A 16,368-nucleotide genomic window follows, 5' to 3' on the forward strand; every position below is an offset into this window, starting at 1 on the left:
GCGTTCCCGGCGGGCCTTCCGCTCGTTCCGTGCGGTCGTCAGTCCTTCGCTGCCGGCCGGCGCCCACGCCGTTCCCGTACCAGCGACACCGCGACCACCAGCGCCGCGACCAGCAGGGACAGCAGCACCTGCTCGCGGCCGGCGTCGTCGGTGAGCATGTAGACGAGGACGAACGAGATCATCGCGATCGTCGCCCAGGTCAGGTAGGGGAAGAGCCACATCCGCACGACCGGCTTCTCCGGGGACTCACGCTCGATCATGGGGCGCATCCGCAGCTGGGTGAAGCAGATGACCAGCCAGACGAAGAGCGCCACCGCTCCCGAGGAGTTCAGCAGGAAGGCGAAGACGGTGTCCGGCCACAGGTAGTTGAAGAAGACCGCCACGAAGCCGAAGACGACCGAGGAGAGGATCGCCGCCTGCGGGACGCCCCGCCGGTTCACCCGGGTGAAGGCCCGGGGCGCGTCGCCCCGGCCGCCGAGCGAGTAGGCCATCCGGGAGGCCGTGTACAGGCCGGAGTTGAGGCAGGAGAGCACGGCCGTGAGCACGACGACGTCCATCACCTGCCCGGCGTGCGGAATGCCGATGGAGTCGAGCGCGGCGACGTAACTGCCCTTCTCCACGATGGACGGGTCGTTCCACGGCAGCAGCGTCAGCACCACGAGGATCGAGCCCAGGTAGAAGATGGCGATCCGCCAGATGACGCTGTTGGTCGCCTTCGAGACAGCGCGCCGGGGGTCCGAGGACTCACCCGCGGCCAGCGTGACGATCTCGCTCCCCATGAAGGAGAAGACCACCATCAGCACCCCGGTCAGGATCGCCCCCGGGCCCTTCGGCAGGAAGCCGCCGCTGTCGGTGAGATGGGCGAACCCCGAACCGGCGTTGTCGGAGCCGGGGAGCACCCCGAAGACCGCGAGCAGCCCGACGATCACGAAGGCGCCGATGGCGACGACCTTGATCCCGGCGAACCAGAACTCGAACTCGCCGTACGAACTCACCGAGATCAGATTCGTGGCGGTCAGCACCACCATCACGATCAGCGCCCAGCCCCACTGCGGTACGGCCGGCACCCAGCTCTCCAGGATCGCCGCCCCGGCCGTGGCCTCCACGGCGAGCACGACCACCCAGAAGAACCAGTACAGCCAGCCGATGGAGAAGCCCGCCCACCGCCCGAGCGCCTGATCGGCGTAGGCGGAGAAGCTGCCCGAGCTGGGCCGCGCGGCGGCCATCTCGCCGAGCATCCTCATCACCAGCACGACCATGGTGCCGACCAGGGCGTACGAGACGAGGATCGCGGGGCCGGCGGCAGCGATGCCCGCGCCGGAACCCACGAAGAGGCCCGCGCCGATCACCCCGCCGATGGCGATCATCGACAGATGACGGTTCTTGAGCCCGGCCCGCAGCTCGCCGCCGGAGCCGCCACGCCCCTCGGGACCGCCGGGCCCGTCGGAGCCGTCATGTCCCTCGGACCCGGCGGGCCGGTCCGGCCCGCCGGGTCCCCGTCCCGCCACCGTGGTCTGCGACGTCATGGATGGAATCCTTCACTAGTCCGGGCGGACCGCGACGAACCGCCCCTGCCCGAGCCGAGATCCGCACCTGCGCGGCTCCGCGGGTCCGTGGCGGGTCCGGCTGACGGTCCTGCCGCGACCCCGCGAAGGGCTCCGACCCCGCTGACGGCTACCCTGCCGCGCTCGTGCCACACTTTCCGGCATGCGCGTGTACCTCGGATCGGACCATGCCGGCTACGAACTCAAGAACCACCTCGTCGAGTGGCTGACGGCCCACGGCCACGAGGCCGTGGACTGTGGACCCCACATCTATGACGCCCAGGACGACTACCCGCCGTTCTGCCTCCGCGCCGCCGAGAAGACGGCCGCGGACCCGGACAGCCTCGGCGTCGTGATCGGCGGCTCCGGGAACGGCGAGCAGATCGCCGCCAACAAGGTCAAGGGCGTCCGTGCGGCGCTGGCCTGGAGCGAGCAGACCGCCGCCCTCGGCCGCGAGCACAACAACGCCAACGTCGTGGCCATCGGCGGCCGGATGCACTCCGAGGAGGAGTCCACCAAGTTCGTGGAGATCTTCCTCAGCACGCCGTACTCCAACGAGGAGCGCCACACCCGGCGCATCGAGATGCTCTCGGCGTACGAGGAGACCGGCGCGCTCCCGCCGATCCCCGCCCACCACCCGCAGCAGGGCTGACCCCGACCGCCCCGTACCCGCCGACCACCCACCGTGCCGCCCGGCCTCGTCGCCCGGCGGCACGGCCGTTCAGCCGCGTCGTGCCACCCGGCCTCCGCCCGGCTTCCGCGCGCCGCCGTCCCGCCGGCTTCCGCGCGCCGTGCTGCCGCCCGCCCGTCATTCCGCCCACCCGTCATTCCGTCCGCCCCGTCAGGAGAGCGTCCGTGCCCGAGGGACACACGATCCACCGCCTCGCCGCCGACCACGACGAGCGGTTCGCCGGACGGCCGGTGCGTGTCAGCAGCCCGCAGGGGAAGTTCTCCGAGAGCGCGGCGCTGCTCGACGGCCGGGTGCTCGACGCCGTCGACGCCCACGGCAAGCACCTCTTCCTCGGCTTCGGCGCCGCCGGCTGGGTCCACATCCACCTCGGCCTCTTCGGGAAGCTCGGCTTCGGTACCGTCCCCGCGCCGCCGCCCACCGAGACGGTCCGCCTCCGGCTGCGCAACGACGAGCACCACGCCGATCTGCGCGGCCCCACCACCTGCACCCTCATCACCGAGCCCGAGAAGCAGGCGATACACGAGCGCCTCGGTCCCGACCCGCTGCGCACCGACGAGGACGGGACGCGCGCCTGGCGGCGGATCTCCCGCAGCCGGGTCACCGTCGCCGCGCTGCTGATGGACCAGAAGGTCGTCTCCGGCGTCGGCAACGTCTACCGCGCCGAGGTCCTCTTCCGCCACGGCATCGACCCGTACCGCCCCGGCGAGGACCTCACCCGCGCCGAGTGGGACGCGATCTGGGCCGACCTCGTCCTGCTGATGCGCGAAGGGGTACGGAACAACCGGATCGACACCGTCCGCCCCGAACACCTCCCCGAGGCGATGGGCCGCCCGCCCCGCGTCGACGACCACGGCGGCGAGGTCTACGTCTACCGGCGCGACCTGCGGCCCTGCCACGTCTGCGGCACCGGCGTCCGCACCGCCGCACTCGCCGCCCGCAACCTCTTCTGGTGCCCCACCTGCCAGAAGCCCGGCCAGAAGCGCTGACCGCGCCGCCCGCACCGGTCACCGCCGGGCGGGCGTACACCGGGGCTCGCTCACACCGGGGGCTCCGCGTACCGCGTACCGCTCACCCACCCCGTCGAAAGCACGTTCCCACCGGGCCGTCCGCGGCGCCCCGGGCCCGGGTCTCCGGTCCGCCCGGTCCATGGCCGTACGCCGCGCCTACCTGCGTCTCCACCGGCGGGGCGACCCTTTCTCGTACCCCTCCGCCCAGGGGTCCCCCTGCACGGGGGGCCGTTCGGTCGATAAGGTCCCGACAATGGCCTCTCGCGACGGAGTGAACGCGTACCTGGCCCGGTGGCGTCGTACGGCCCACCGGGCCCGCATCGCGCTGCGCCGCTCCGGGGTCGACTACTTCCGCGGTGACGGGTCGGACTGGATAGCCTTCGCGGGCCTGGCGCTGACGATCCCCGCCCTCGCGGTGGCGACCGTCTGGAACCCGGAGTGGTTCTCGCCCACGGCACTCGTGCTGCCGATCGTCGCCGGGGGCCTGCTGCTCCGCCCCGCCAGCCTCCTCACCCTGTACGCCGTCGCGGCCGGCGCGCTCATCGTCGAGTCCTTCACCCTCGGTACCGCCCCTGCCGACGTCACGGTCACCCCGGGCAATGTGCTCGTGGTCGGAGCCTGCGGCTTCTTCGGCCTGGTGCTCGCCCAGTTCCGGGCCCGCGTCGGAGTGCCCTGGCGGCGCGGCGGCACGATGCTCTTCGACCTGCGCGAACGCATCCGGGTGCAGAGCGCGCTGCCCCGGCTGCCGAAGGGCTGGCACTGCGAGATGGCGCTGCGGCCCGCCGGAGGCCAGTCCTTCTCGGGCGACTTCGTCGTCGCGGCGCGCACCCACGGCGGACGCAGGCTGGAGGTCGTCCTCACCGACGTCTCCGGCAAGGGCATGGACGCGGGCTCCCGCGCCCTGCTGCTCTCCGGCGCCTTCGGCGGCCTCCTCGGCTCCCTGCCCCCGCACGGCTTCCTGCCCGCGGCCAATGGCTACCTGCTGCGCCAGGACTGGGACGAGGGGTTCGCCACCTCGATCCACCTGGTGCTGGACCTGGAGACCGGTGACTACGAGATCCTCTCGGCGGGGCACCCGCCGGCCCTGCAGCTGAACGCCGCGACCGGGCAGTGGGAGGAGAAGGCCGCCGAGGGACCGCTGCTCGGCGTCTACGACGGAGCCGACTTCGACGCGGTCAAGGGTTCGCTGGCCTCCGGCGACGTGCTGATGCTCTTCACGGACGGCCTGGTCGAGGCAGCGGACCGGGACATCGCCGACGGCATCGACCGGCTGACCGGCGAGGCCGACCGGTACGTCACGACCGGCTTCGAAGGCGCGGCCTGGCATCTGATCGAGGCGTGCGCGAAGGACGTCAACGACGACCGCGCGCTGCTCCTGCTCTCCCGCCGGGGCTGAGCCGCTCCCCTCGGGATCGGCGGGTGCCGCTCTCTGTTCCGGCCGGGAGCCCGGCCGTAGAGTCGGCCCATGCCGGATCGCTTGCTGACCCTGACCGAGGTGGAGGCGCTCGCCCGCGCCGCGCACGCCGCCCAGACCGACAAGGCGGGCCGCCCGTACGCCGGGCACCTGGCGGCCGTGGCCGAAGGGGTACGGGCCGGAGGCGGCAACGACGAACAGATCGCCGCCGCCTGGCTGCACGACTCCGTCGAGGACGGGGCGCTGAGCCGTGAGTGGCTGGACGGCGCGGCGCTCGACCCCCACGTCAAGGAGCTGGTGCTGGCCCTCACCCGCGGCGAGGGCGAGGATCTCGCCTCGTACACCGCGAGGATTCTCGCCACCCCGGGGGCCCTGCTGATCAAGGAGGCGGACCTCGCGCACAACGCGGATCCGGCCCGGCTGGCGCTGCTGGAGCCGGCCACCCGCGATCGGCTGACCGAGAAATATGCCCAAGTACGGCGACTTCTTGGTCGCCAAGTCGATGAATCGCTTACAGACCGAATGAATTCGGCCAACCCCGGCCCGAACTGAAACGGCCTGCCCCCGGCCCCCTCCTCGGCCGTCGCCTCCGCCTGAGGGCCGGGGCGGAGGGCCGGAGGGCTCCGGCGACGGGGCGAACGGGGCGAACGGGGCGGACGCGTGGACAGGGCGTGCGCCCGCGACGGGTCAGCGCCCCGCCGTGCGGGCCGGTGACGCGGCCGCCGGTCCGGGCCCGCTGGTGGCGGGGCTCCGGCGGAAGGCCCAGTCCATGTCCGGCTCGGTCGCGAACCGCATCACCCGGCGGACCGGTGGGGTGCACAGCAGCGTCACGGCCGCGGCCGCGATCACGGAGACGAGCAGCAGCCCGGCGGGGCCCGAGAGCCACGCGTTCTCGTCGATCAGCCCCGTGTACTCGGCGCCCCGGATCAGGAAGCCGTGCAGAAGGTATCCGCAGATGGTTCCGGCGCCCAGCGCCGTGTACCAGGTCGTCCGGGCCGGCACCCAGGACAGGAACCCGGCGGTGAGCAGCAGTGCGCAGCCGAACATCAGCAGCGTCATCATGACGCCGGACCACCAGGGCGCGCCGATCTCCTGGGCGCTGTCGCCGCGGTAGAACCAGTCGAGTTTCATGTGCGGAGCCACCGCGTACGCGAACACCAGTGCCCCGGCGAACAGCGGGAGTGAGAGCAGTCGTACCTGGCGTCGGCGCACCCACGTGAAGTGCTCGGGGCGGGCCAGCACGCCCAGCACGAAGAACGGCAGGAACTGCAGCACGCGTTGCAGGTCGAGATCGTCTCCGATGCCGGGGCAGACCGAGGCGAGGGCGGCCACCGCGAGGGCGACCGGGAGCGGGTGGCGGAGCGTCCGCCAGAGCGGGGTGGTGAGCCGCCAGATGAGCAGGGCGGCCAGGAACCAGGTGAGGAAGAGCGGGTCGAGCAGGGTGATCGGCGCGTCCGGCTCCCCGCCCGCGTACCGCCTGAACAGCGAATAGGCCGTCTCGAAGACCACGTACGGGACCACGACCCCGGTGACGAGCCGCTTCATTCTGGCCGGGCTCGCGTCGAAGGACCGGGAGAAGTAACCGGAGACGAGGATGAACGCGGGCATGTGGAACGTATAGATGATCATGTACAGCGCGCGCAGTGCCCGGTTGTCGCCCATCACCGGTTCCCAGGCGTGCGCCACTGCGACGAGCACGATGGCCAGATACTTCACGTTGTCGAAGTACGGATCGCGCTTCCTGGCCGAGGGGGCGGCTTCCCGTGACGTCGGCTCGGATACCGGGGGAATCGTGGCCGAGGCCGCCGCGGGTCTCGTTCCTGGCTCCGGATCCAGGGTCTCCGGGGGGAGCGCGGTCCGCTGTGTGCGACTCGGAGCAGGAAGCATTCGAAAAACCCAGACCCGTCTTCCGTTTTCGTGTGGCGCGTCGGAAGCCTCGCGCCTGCCCGTCAATTCGACACCGAAACATGCGAGTGATGTCCGTTGTGTTCGGGTTGTATCACTAGTAACCGGGGCACATCGCGGCAGAATTGAAAGGCGAGCATGACGGTGCTCTCTCCGGCGGGACGGAATGCGCGTGGCCTGTGGGGAGTGGGTGAATTCCTGTGGCGCACCACGGGTCCCACCCCGGCGGCGACCCGCGGAGGGCCGGGGTGGCCGTACGGCGCTTCCCTCCGGGCCGCACACGGGTGCCGCCCGTCCGCGCACCCCGCCTCCCTGAGGCTCCGGTGGGTGTGCCGAGGGCGAGAACGGCAAGAATGGCGAAAACCGGCCAGGTCACTCCGTCAGCAGTCGTCGCCTCCACGGGAGTTGATGGCACGATGGAGTGAACGGTGGGCGCGCGACGGAGCACGCCCCCGGGCCGGCAAGGCGGACCGACCTAGGGTGTGAGCAGTCGTGGCCATTTCGCTGTCTGTGGTGCTGATGTTGGCGATCATCCTGGTGGTGCTGATCCGTGGTGGATCCATCAAGGCCGGGCCGGCGATCGTCGCCATCCTCTTCGGGTTCTTCCTGGCGTCGACGGGCATGGCGCCCTCGATCAACAGGTTCATGAACTCCATAGCGGACACGATCAACCAGATCAGCTTCTGAGCCGGGAGCGGTTCGCCCGCTCACTCCGGTCGAAGATCGCCGCGACGCCGCCGGCCGCCGTCCCCACGGCCGGCGGCGTCGCGCGCGTCGCCGTCCCCACGGTCGGCGTACGACGAAGGCCCGGCGCCGCGTCCGTGTGATCACGGGACGCGGCGCCGGGCCTTCGTCATGGAGCGGGCGACGGGAATCGAACCCGCGTAGCTAGTTTGGAAGACTAGGGCTCTACCATTGAGCTACGCCCGCAGGACCGCACCGGTGCCGTGGCCGGCCCCGGGTACGAAGAGCATCGTAGCGGGTCGGAGCCGGTGCCCGCACACCCGTGTCCCGGAGCGCACCGCGCGGGCCGGGGAATGTGCCGGTGTACTCCGCCCGCTGCCGTAGTCGGCGCGGGCCATCTGCCGCAGGGTCGTCGAAAAGCGGCGGAGGGGTGCCCTTTCTGCATGTACCCTCTGTGTCGCACCGACGGGGTGTGGCGCAGCTTGGTAGCGCGTCCGCTTTGGGAGCGGAAGGTCGTCGGTTCGAATCCGGCCACCCCGACCACCAGCAAGATCGCATGGGGAGCGCATTGGGGGACTCCTCCCCCTTGCCGTTACTATGCAAAGTGCGTGCCCGTGTGTCTGATGAGCCGGGCCGATCCGCGAAGCCGCCGACAGGCGGCGCGCGGAACCCCCCGAAGTCAGCCACCAAGGAGACCGAACCGTGAAGAGCGCCGTGGAGACCCTGAACCCGACCCGGGTTCGGCTCAGCATCGAGGTGCCCTTCGAGGAGCTCAAGGACAGCCTCGACGCGGCCTACAAGAAGATCAACCAGCAGGTCACGGTGAAGGGCTTCCGTAAGGGCAAGATCCCGGCCCGGGTCATCGACCAGCGGTTCGGCCGTGGTGCGGTGCTGGAGGAGGCCGTCAACGACGCCCTCCCGAAGTTCTACACCGAGGCGGTCAACGAGGGTGAGCTGAACGTCCTCGGCCAGCCCGACGTCGACATCACCGAGCTGAAGGACGGCGAGCTGCTCTCCTTCACCGCCGAGGTGGACGTGCGCCCCGAGATCGAGATCCCGGACTACTCCGGCATCGAGGTCACCGTGGACGCCCTCGAGGTCAGCGAAGAGGACATCGAGAAGGCCGTGGAGCAGCTCCGTGAGCGCTTCGCCTCCACCAACCCGGTCGAGCGCGCCGCCGCCGAGGGCGACGTCGTGACGATCGACCTGGAAGCCAAGGTCGACGGCGAGGTCCTGGAGGACGGCGTGGCCGACGGTGTCTCGTACACCATCGGTTCCGGTGAACTCCTCGAGGGCATCGACGAGGCCGTCAAGGGCCTGGAGGCCGGTGGCGAGGCCACCTTCACCTCCGAGCTCAAGGGTGGCTCCGCCGAGGGCAAGGAAGCGGAGGTCACCGTCAAGGTCACCGCCGTCGCCGCCCGCGAACTCCCCGAGCTGGACGACGAGTTCGCCCAGATGGCGAGCGAGTTCGACACGCTGGAGGAGCTGCGCGCCGACAGCCGCAAGCGCCTGGAGAACACCAAGCAGTACGACCAGGCCACCCAGGCCCAGGAGCGCGTCCTCGAGGAGCTGCTGAAGCTCGCCGAGGTCCCGATCCCGGAGAAGCTGCTCGCGGACGAGATCAACACCCGCAAGCACAACCTGGAGCACCACCAGCTCGGCCAGATGGGTCTCGACCTGGCGAAGTTCCTGGAGATCCAGGGCAAGACCGCCGAGGAGTTCGAGGCCGAGACCTCGGAGCAGGCCGTCAAGGGCATCAAGACCCAGTTCCTGCTGGACGAGATCGTCAACAAGGAGAAGCTGAACGTCAACCAGGAGGAGCTCACCGAGCACCTCATGCGGCGCGCTGCTTCCTCCGGCATGAGCCCCGACCAGTTCGCCCAGGCCGTCGTCGAGGGTGGCCAGGTGCCGATGCTCGTCGGCGAGGTCGCCCGCGGCAAGGCGCTCGCGCTGGTCGTCGAGGCCGCGAAGGTCACCGACACCAACGGTGAGATCGTCGACCTGGAGGACGACGAAGAGACCGAGGAGGAGACGGCTGAGGCCGCCGCCGACTCGGACTCCGACGAGGCCGCCGCCGAGGAGAAGAAGGAGGCCTGAGCCTCCCGCTGATCCGCACGACGGGCCCCGGACGCACCACGCCGTCCGGGGCCCGTCGTCGTACCCGCAGGAAGCGCCTGGGTGGCGTTCGCGGCCCTTCGCGGCGCGTCCGCGACGACCCCTCAGAACCCGTGTGCGCACTGCGTACCTTGCGCTCCCAGCGAACAGTTATGGAAGCGGGATGGTCTTGTTCCACCTGCGCGTTAGGGTCCATGAAGAGGAAGGGTCGGGTAGTCCCGGCCCCCCGGTACGAAGACGCTGAGACGGCCGGAGCCGTCAGAGACGAGCAGGTGGATACGTGACGAATCTGATGCCCTACGCCGCCGGAGAGCCGTCCCTCGGTGGTGGCCTCGGCGACCAGGTCTACAGCCGACTGCTCGGCGAGCGCATCATCTTCCTCGGTCAGCAGGTCGACGATGACATCGCCAACAAGATCACCGCACAGCTGCTGCTCCTTGCCGCCGACCCGGACAAGGACATCTACCTCTACATCAACAGCCCCGGCGGTTCGGTGACGGCCGGCATGGCGGTCTACGACACCATGCAGTACATCCCGAACGACGTCGTCACCATCGGTATGGGCATGGCGGCCTCGATGGGCCAGTTCCTGCTCACCGGCGGTGCCGCGGGCAAGCGCTTCGCGCTCCCCAACACCGACATCCTCATGCACCAGGGTTCGGCCGGCATCGGCGGTACGGCCTCGGACATCAAGATCCAGGCCCAGTACCTGCTCCGCACCAAGACGCGGATGGCGGAGATCACCGCCCGCCACTCCGGCCAGACCGTCGAGACGATCATCCGCGACGGCGACCGCGACCGCTGGTACACCGCCGAGGAGGCCAAGGAGTACGGCCTCATCGACGAGATCATCACGGCCGCGTCGGGCATCCCGGGCGGCGGCGGCACCGGCGCCTGATCCGGATCGCACCGGACGGCACCGCTCCCGCACGCCTCTCGTACGCCGAGAAACAGCCCACAGAAACGCCACCAGGATGGTGAACACCCACATGACCAACTTCCCCGGCGCCTCCGCGAGCGGCCTCTACACCGGCCCGCAGGTGGACAACCGCTACATCGTGCCGCGCTTCGTGGAGCGCACCTCGCAGGGCGTGCGCGAGTACGACCCGTACGCGAAGCTCTTCGAGGAGCGCATCATCTTCCTCGGCGTGCAGATCGACGACGCCTCGGCCAACGACGTGATGGCGCAGCTGATGTGCCTGGAGTCGATGGACCCGGACCGCGACATCTCGATCTACATCAACAGCCCCGGCGGCTCGTTCACCGCGCTCACCGCGATCTACGACACGATGCAGTTCGTGAAGCCGGACATCCAGACGGTCTGCATGGGCCAGGCGGCCTCCGCCGCCGCCGTCCTGCTGGCCGCCGGCACCCCGGGCAAGCGCATGGCGCTCCCGCACGCACGGGTGCTCATCCACCAGCCGTCCTCGCAGACCGGCCGTGAGCAGCTCTCCGACCTGGAGATCGCGGCCAATGAGATCCTGCGCATGCGCACCCAGCTGGAGCAGATGCTGGCCAAGCACTCGACCACCCCGCTGGAGAAGATCAGCGAGGACATCGAGCGCGACAAGATCCTGACCGCCGAGGAAGCCCTGGCGTACGGTCTTGTGGACCAGATCGTCTCCACCCGTAAGACCTCGGCCGGATCTGCGGTCTGACGTCGGTCTTTACCCCTTGGCACGGACATCCGACCGGTCTCCGGTCGTGTGAACCGTGCCAAGGGGGGCCCGAACGGGGGGCCAGGCAAGGTACCGTCGAACAGAGGGACCAGGAGTCGCTGAACCAGGCGTCTCCCAGGCGAAGGGGAAGCACCTCGTGGCACGCATCGGTGATGGCGGCGACTTGCTCAAGTGCTCGTTCTGCGGAAAGAGCCAGAAGCAGGTGAAGAAGCTCATCGCAGGACCCGGTGTGTACATCTGCGACGAGTGCATCGATCTCTGCAACGAGATCATCGAGGAGGAGCTCGCCGAGACCTCGGAAGTGCGCTGGGAAGAACTTCCCAAGCCGCGCGAGATCTACGAGTTCCTGGAGGGCTACGTCGTCGGGCAGGAGCCCGCGAAGAAGGCCCTCTCGGTCGCGGTGTACAACCACTACAAGCGGGTCCAGGCCGGGGAGAACGGCGGTGGCTCCAGTCGCGACGACGCGATCGAGCTGGCCAAGTCGAACATCCTTCTGCTGGGCCCCACGGGTTCCGGCAAGACGCTGCTGGCGCAGACGCTCGCCCGCATGCTCAACGTCCCGTTCGCCATCGCCGACGCGACGGCGCTGACCGAGGCCGGCTATGTCGGCGAGGACGTCGAGAACATCCTGCTGAAGCTGATCCAGGCGGCCGACTACGACGTCAAGAAGGCCGAGACCGGGATCATCTACATCGACGAGATCGACAAGGTCGCCCGCAAGAGCGAGAACCCGTCGATCACGCGCGACGTCTCGGGCGAGGGTGTGCAGCAGGCGCTGCTGAAGATCCTGGAGGGCACCACCGCCTCCGTACCGCCGCAGGGCGGCCGGAAGCACCCGCACCAGGAGTTCATCCAGATCGACACGACGAACGTCCTGTTCATCGTCGGCGGCGCCTTCTCCGGACTGGAGAAGATCATCGAGTCCCGGTCCGGCGCCAAGGGCATCGGATTCGGCGCGACCATCCGCTCCAAGCTGGAGATCCAGGCGAGCGACCAGTTCCAGGAGGTCATGCCGGAGGACCTGGTGAAGTTCGGGATGATCCCGGAGTTCATCGGCCGCCTCCCCGTCCTCACCTCGGTCCACAACCTGGACCGCGAGGCACTCCTCCAGATCCTCATCGAGCCGCGCAACGCCCTGGTGAAGCAGTACCAGCGGCTCTTCGAACTCGACGGTGTGGAGCTGGACTTCGAGCGCGAGGCGCTGGAGGCCATCGCCGACCAGGCGATCCTGCGGCAGACCGGCGCCCGCGGTCTGCGCGCCATCATGGAGGAAGTCCTCCAGTCGGTGATGTACGAGGTCCCGTCCCGCAAGGACGTCGCCCGCGTGGTCATCACCCCGGACGTGGTCCGCAACAACGTGAACCCCACGCTGGTGCCGCGCGAGCCGCGCACGATCGGCAAGAACGACGGCGGCAGGCACGAGAAGTCCGCTTAGCTCTGCCCGCCACCACGCACGAGGGGCGCCCGGCCGCTGGGAGCAGCGGCTGGGCGCCCCTTCGCGTGTCAGATCTTGGTGCGCGAGGTGTTGTAGAGCTTGGCGGTGAGAGCCGCCGCCTCGTCCTGGGACATCGGCTTGTTGGTCATGGCGCCACCGACGTCGAAACCGATCACCACACCCACGGTGCTGTAGTCGGCCCAGACGCAGACCGGCAGGATCATCTCCTTCGGGCCCTTCTCGACGGAGCCGTCGGCCTCCGAGTTGACCATCTTGGCGTTCTGGCACTTCATCAGGGCGCCGGTGAAGCCGGCGGGCTTGACCGCCTTCGGGCTTCCGACCAGCGATCCCTCGCTGGACTCGTTGGCCGCCGCTTCCTTCGCGGCGCTCGCGAACGAGGCGTCGATGACCTTCTCCGGGTCCGCGATCTCGCCCCAGCTGCCCTCCACGACGAGCAACTTCGCGGTGAGCGGGTTCTTCTCCATGTCGCCGCTCACGTACTGGGTGCTGACCTTGCTGGGTTTCTTGATCCCCATGGCCTCGGCGTCGGTCCTGTCCTGGCCGGTCATCGGGGCACCCGGCTTCGCCGCTGCGGCGTCCTGCTTGTAGTCGCCCACCGAGGCCGGCGGCGTGATCTTGTACCCCTTGGTGGAGTCCGCCACATCGCTGCTGCCCCCGCCCGAGGTCAGCAGGTACGCCCCGCCGGCGATGACCGCCAGCGCCACGACGGCCGCCGTCACGATCAGGCCGGTCCGCTTCTTCTTCGGCTGCTGGAACGGCGGCTGTCCCGGCTGCCCCGGGTAGGCCTGCTGGCCGCCGTACGGGGGAGTGGGCGGCTGCTGCGCGTACGGACCCGGCTGCTGGCCGTACGGTCCGGGCTGCTGGCCGGGCTGCTGGCCCTGCGGGTAGCCGTACCCCTGCGCGGGCGGGGGCGGGGGCTGCTGCGGGGGGACGCCCTGGGGGGCCTGCTGGGGATAGCCGTAGCCGGGCTGTCCGCCCTGCGGCTGCTCTCCGTACGGGTTGGGCTGCTGGCCGTACGGACCGGGCTGCTGGCCGTAGGGCCCGGGCCGGCCCTGCGGCGGCTGGCCGCCGTACGGTCCCGGCTGGTTGTTACTCATGACGCTGTCCCCTCCAGAATGCTTATGCCTTCCGGACATCCTCGCGGAAGCCGCCCCCGCGTGGGGTACCCGCAGGCACACCGTTACTGAACAAACCGGTTTCGGGGCACGGCTGTGACGGCCCTAAACTGTCCCTCGTGACCGAGAACTCAACGCAGCCATCAGCCAGCAACCCCGAACTGCCGACCCAGTACGCGCCGGCCGAGGTAGAGGGGGAGCTGTACGAGCGCTGGGTGGAGCGCGGTTACTTCACGGCGGACGCCGCGAGCGAGAAGCCCCCGTACACGATCGTCATCCCGCCGCCGAACGTCACGGGTTCCCTCCACCTCGGCCATGCCTTCCAGCACACGCTGATGGACGCTCTCACCCGCCGCAAGCGGATGCAGGGGTACGAGGCGCTGTGGCTGCCGGGCATGGACCACGCAGGCATCGCGACCCAGAACAAGGTCGAGCAGCAGCTCGGCGAGGAGGGCAAGTCCCGCCACGACCTCGGGCGCGAGGAGTTCACCGAGCGCGTCTGGCAGTGGAAGGAAGAGTACGGCGGCAAGATCCTCGGCCAGATGCGCCGCCTCGGCGACGGCGTCGACTGGTCGCGTGAGCGCTTCACCATGGACGAGGGCCTCTCCGCCGCCGTCCAGACCGTCTTCAAGAAGATGTACGACGACGAGCTGATCTACCGCGCCGAGCGCATCATCAACTGGTGCCCGCGCTGCCTGACGGCCATCTCGGACATCGAGGTCGACTACCAGGACGACGACGGCGAGCTCGTCTCCATCCGGTACGGCGAGGGTGAGGAGACGCTGGTCGTCGCCACCACCCGCGCCGAGACGATGCTCGGTGACACGGCCGTCGCCGTCCACCCGGACGACGCCCGGTACACGCACCTCGTCGGCAAGCGGATCAAGCTGCCGCTCACCGACCGCACCATCCCGGTCGTCGCCGACACCCATGTCGACCCGGAGTTCGGTACCGGCGCCGTCAAGGTGACCCCCGCCCACGACCCCAACGACTTCGCGATCGGGCAGCGGCACGGCCTGGAGTCGATGACCGTGATGGACGAGCGCGGTGTCATCACCGTGCCCGGTCCGTTCCAGGGCCTCGACCGCTTCGAGGCCAGGTCCGCCCTCGTCGGCGCGCTGCGCGAGCAGGGCCGGATCGTCGCCGAGAAGCGTCCGTACGTCCACTCCGTCGGCCACTGCTCCCGCTGCCGCACGACGGTCGAGCCCCGGCTCTCCCTCCAGTGGTGGGTCAAGGTCGAGACCCTCGCCAAGGCCGCCGGTGACGCGGTCCGTGACGGCCGGGTCACGATCCACCCCAAGGAGATGGAGAAGCGGTACTTCGACTGGGTCGACAACCTCCGTGACTGGTGCATCTCGCGCCAGCTCTGGTGGGGTCACCGCATCCCCGTCTGGTACGGCCCCGACGGCGAGGTCGTCTGCCTCGGCCCCGACGAGCAGCCGCCCACGGGCGAAGGCTGGACGCAGGACACCGACGTCCTGGACACCTGGTTCTCCTCCGGCCTGTGGCCGTTCTCCACGCTCGGCTGGCCCGAGGAGACACCGGAACTCAAGAAGTTCTATCCGACGGACGTCCTCGTCACCGGTCACGACATCATCTTCTTCTGGGTCGCCCGGATGATGATGTTCGGCCTCTACGTCATGGACGGAGAGGTCCCGTTCAAGACGATCGCCCTCACCGGCCTCGTCCGTGACGAGCGCGGCAAGAAGATGTCGAAGTCCTTCGGCAACGTCGTCGACCCGCTCGACTGGATGGACAAGTACGGCTCCGACGCCGTCCGCTTCACCCTCGCCAGGGGCGCCAATCCCGGTACGGACGTTCCGATCGGTGAGGACTGGGTCCAGGCGTCCCGGAACTTCGCCAACAAGATCTGGAACGCCACCCGGTTCGCGATGATGAACGGTGCGACGGTGGAGGGCGACCTCCCGCCGGTCGAGCAGCTCTCGGCCACCGATCGCTGGATCCTGTCCCGGCTGAACAAGACGGTCGCGAGCGCCGACGCGTTCTACGAGGACTTCCAGTTCGCCAAGCTCAGCGACGCCCTCTACCACTTCGCGTGGGACGAGGTCTTCGACTGGTACGTCGAGCTGTCGAAGACCACCTTCTTCGCCGGCGGCGAGCAGGCCAAGGTCTCCGGCCGGGTCCTCGGTGAGGTCCTCGACGTGACGCTGCGTCTGCTCCACCCGATCGTGCCGTTCGTCACCGAGACGCTCTGGACCACCCTCACCGGCGGTGAGTCCGTCGTCGTCGCCGACTGGCCGCAGGACTCCGGCTTCCGCGACGAGGCGGCCGAGGCCGAGATCGAGCTGGTCCAGCAGGTCGTCACCGAGGTCCGCCGCTTCAAGGGCGACCAGGGTCTCAAGGCCGGCCAGAAGGTCCCGGCCCGACTGACCCTCACCGGCACGGCGCTGGCCCCGCACGAGGCGGCCATCCGCCAGCTGCTGCGCCTCCAGCCGGCCGAGGAGGGCTTCCACGCCACCGCCACCCTCCCGGTGGCCGGCGCGCAGGTCGCTCTCGACCTGTCCGGGACCATCGACGTCGAGGCCGAGCGCAAGCGCCTCACCAAGGATTTGGGCGCCGCCGAGAAGGAGAAGGACCAGGCCAACGCCAAGCTCGGCAACGAGGCCTTCCTCGCCAAGGCCCCGGACAACGTGGTCGGGAAGATCCACGCCCGGCTCGCCAAGGCGGACGCCGACATCGAGCGGATCACCGCCCAGCTGGCGAGCCTGCCGCAGGGCTGACCCGCCCCGCCCTCGCG

At 69.6% G+C, this 16,368-nt stretch carries 13 protein-coding genes and 2 tRNA genes; 11 read left to right on the plus strand and 4 right to left on the minus strand.

Going from position 1 to position 16,368, the window contains the following annotated elements; translation table 11 throughout:
- Positions 1–38 precede the first annotated feature (38 nt).
- Positions 39–1,526: an amino acid permease gene (locus tag ACFYPN_RS32600; RefSeq protein ID WP_389303396.1), complete on the minus strand. Its 1,488-nt coding sequence runs from the start codon at positions 1,524–1,526 to the stop codon at positions 39–41.
- Between the two features lie 181 nt (positions 1,527–1,707).
- On the opposite strand from ACFYPN_RS32600, the gene ACFYPN_RS32605 reads away from it, so the two are divergent.
- From ACFYPN_RS32605 to ACFYPN_RS32620, 4 genes are all read left to right on the plus strand, one after another.
- The gene (locus tag ACFYPN_RS32605) at positions 1,708–2,196 is read left to right on the plus strand and encodes a ribose-5-phosphate isomerase (RefSeq protein WP_328721671.1); all 489 of its coding nucleotides are present in this window, start codon (positions 1,708–1,710) and stop codon (positions 2,194–2,196) included.
- A gap of 203 nt (positions 2,197–2,399) precedes the next feature.
- Positions 2,400–3,221 carry an Fpg/Nei family DNA glycosylase gene (locus tag ACFYPN_RS32610; RefSeq protein WP_389303401.1) on the plus strand — a complete coding sequence of 274 codons (822 nt, stop codon included), beginning with the start codon at positions 2,400–2,402 and terminating at the stop codon, positions 3,219–3,221.
- 274 nt (positions 3,222–3,495) lie between these two features.
- Complete coding sequence (locus tag ACFYPN_RS32615; RefSeq protein ID WP_389303404.1) at positions 3,496–4,638, plus strand: PP2C family protein-serine/threonine phosphatase; 1,143 nt, start codon at positions 3,496–3,498, stop codon at positions 4,636–4,638.
- 69 nt (positions 4,639–4,707) lie between these two features.
- Positions 4,708–5,208 carry an HD domain-containing protein gene (locus ACFYPN_RS32620; RefSeq protein ID WP_358765240.1) on the plus strand — a complete coding sequence of 167 codons (501 nt, stop codon included), beginning with the start codon at positions 4,708–4,710 and terminating at the stop codon, positions 5,206–5,208.
- 135 nt (positions 5,209–5,343) lie between these two features.
- Here the strand turns inward: ACFYPN_RS32620 and ACFYPN_RS32625 are convergent, their stop codons facing one another.
- Entirely contained in the window at positions 5,344–6,543 is a 1,200-nt protein-coding gene (locus ACFYPN_RS32625) for an acyltransferase family protein (RefSeq protein ID WP_389303407.1), read from the minus strand.
- 510 nt (positions 6,544–7,053) lie between these two features.
- Here ACFYPN_RS32625 and ACFYPN_RS32630 point away from each other — a divergent pair.
- Positions 7,054–7,248, plus strand: coding sequence for a hypothetical protein (locus ACFYPN_RS32630; RefSeq protein WP_328721676.1), 195 nt, complete (start codon positions 7,054–7,056; stop codon positions 7,246–7,248).
- 169 nt (positions 7,249–7,417) lie between these two features.
- On the opposite strand, the gene ACFYPN_RS32635 is transcribed toward ACFYPN_RS32630, so the two are convergent.
- Positions 7,418–7,491 (minus strand) — tRNA-Gly (locus tag ACFYPN_RS32635).
- Positions 7,492–7,711: 220 nt separating this feature from the next.
- On the opposite strand from ACFYPN_RS32635, the gene ACFYPN_RS32640 reads away from it, so the two are divergent.
- The 5 genes from ACFYPN_RS32640 to clpX all read left to right on the plus strand — a co-directional run bounded on the left by ACFYPN_RS32640 (position 7,712) and on the right by clpX (position 12,474).
- Positions 7,712–7,788 (plus strand) — tRNA-Pro (locus tag ACFYPN_RS32640).
- Positions 7,789–7,947: 159 nt separating this feature from the next.
- Positions 7,948–9,342, plus strand: a complete 1,395-nt coding sequence (gene tig / locus ACFYPN_RS32645) for a trigger factor (RefSeq protein ID WP_389303410.1) — start codon at positions 7,948–7,950, stop codon at positions 9,340–9,342.
- Between the two features lie 310 nt (positions 9,343–9,652).
- Positions 9,653–10,258, plus strand: a complete 606-nt coding sequence (locus ACFYPN_RS32650; RefSeq protein ID WP_275496154.1) for an ATP-dependent Clp protease proteolytic subunit — start codon at positions 9,653–9,655, stop codon at positions 10,256–10,258.
- 76 nt (positions 10,259–10,334) lie between these two features.
- The gene (locus tag ACFYPN_RS32655) at positions 10,335–11,018 is read left to right on the plus strand and encodes an ATP-dependent Clp protease proteolytic subunit (RefSeq protein WP_358765234.1); all 684 of its coding nucleotides are present in this window, start codon (positions 10,335–10,337) and stop codon (positions 11,016–11,018) included.
- 157 nt (positions 11,019–11,175) lie between these two features.
- Entirely contained in the window at positions 11,176–12,474 is a 1,299-nt protein-coding gene (clpX, locus tag ACFYPN_RS32660; protein ID WP_328721678.1) for an ATP-dependent Clp protease ATP-binding subunit ClpX, read from the plus strand.
- 68 nt (positions 12,475–12,542) lie between these two features.
- Here clpX and ACFYPN_RS32665 read toward each other — a convergent pair whose 3' ends face one another.
- Complete coding sequence (locus ACFYPN_RS32665) at positions 12,543–13,592, minus strand: hypothetical protein (RefSeq protein ID WP_358765232.1); 1,050 nt, start codon at positions 13,590–13,592, stop codon at positions 12,543–12,545.
- Positions 13,593–13,729: 137 nt separating this feature from the next.
- Between ACFYPN_RS32665 and ACFYPN_RS32670 the strand changes: the two genes are divergently transcribed.
- Positions 13,730–16,351: a valine--tRNA ligase gene (locus ACFYPN_RS32670; RefSeq protein ID WP_358765230.1), complete on the plus strand. Its 2,622-nt coding sequence runs from the start codon at positions 13,730–13,732 to the stop codon at positions 16,349–16,351.
- Positions 16,352–16,368 lie beyond the last annotated feature (17 nt).

Source organism: Streptomyces sp. NPDC005576 (assembly GCF_042871745.1).
GTDB lineage: Bacteria > Actinomycetota > Actinomycetes > Streptomycetales > Streptomycetaceae > Streptomyces.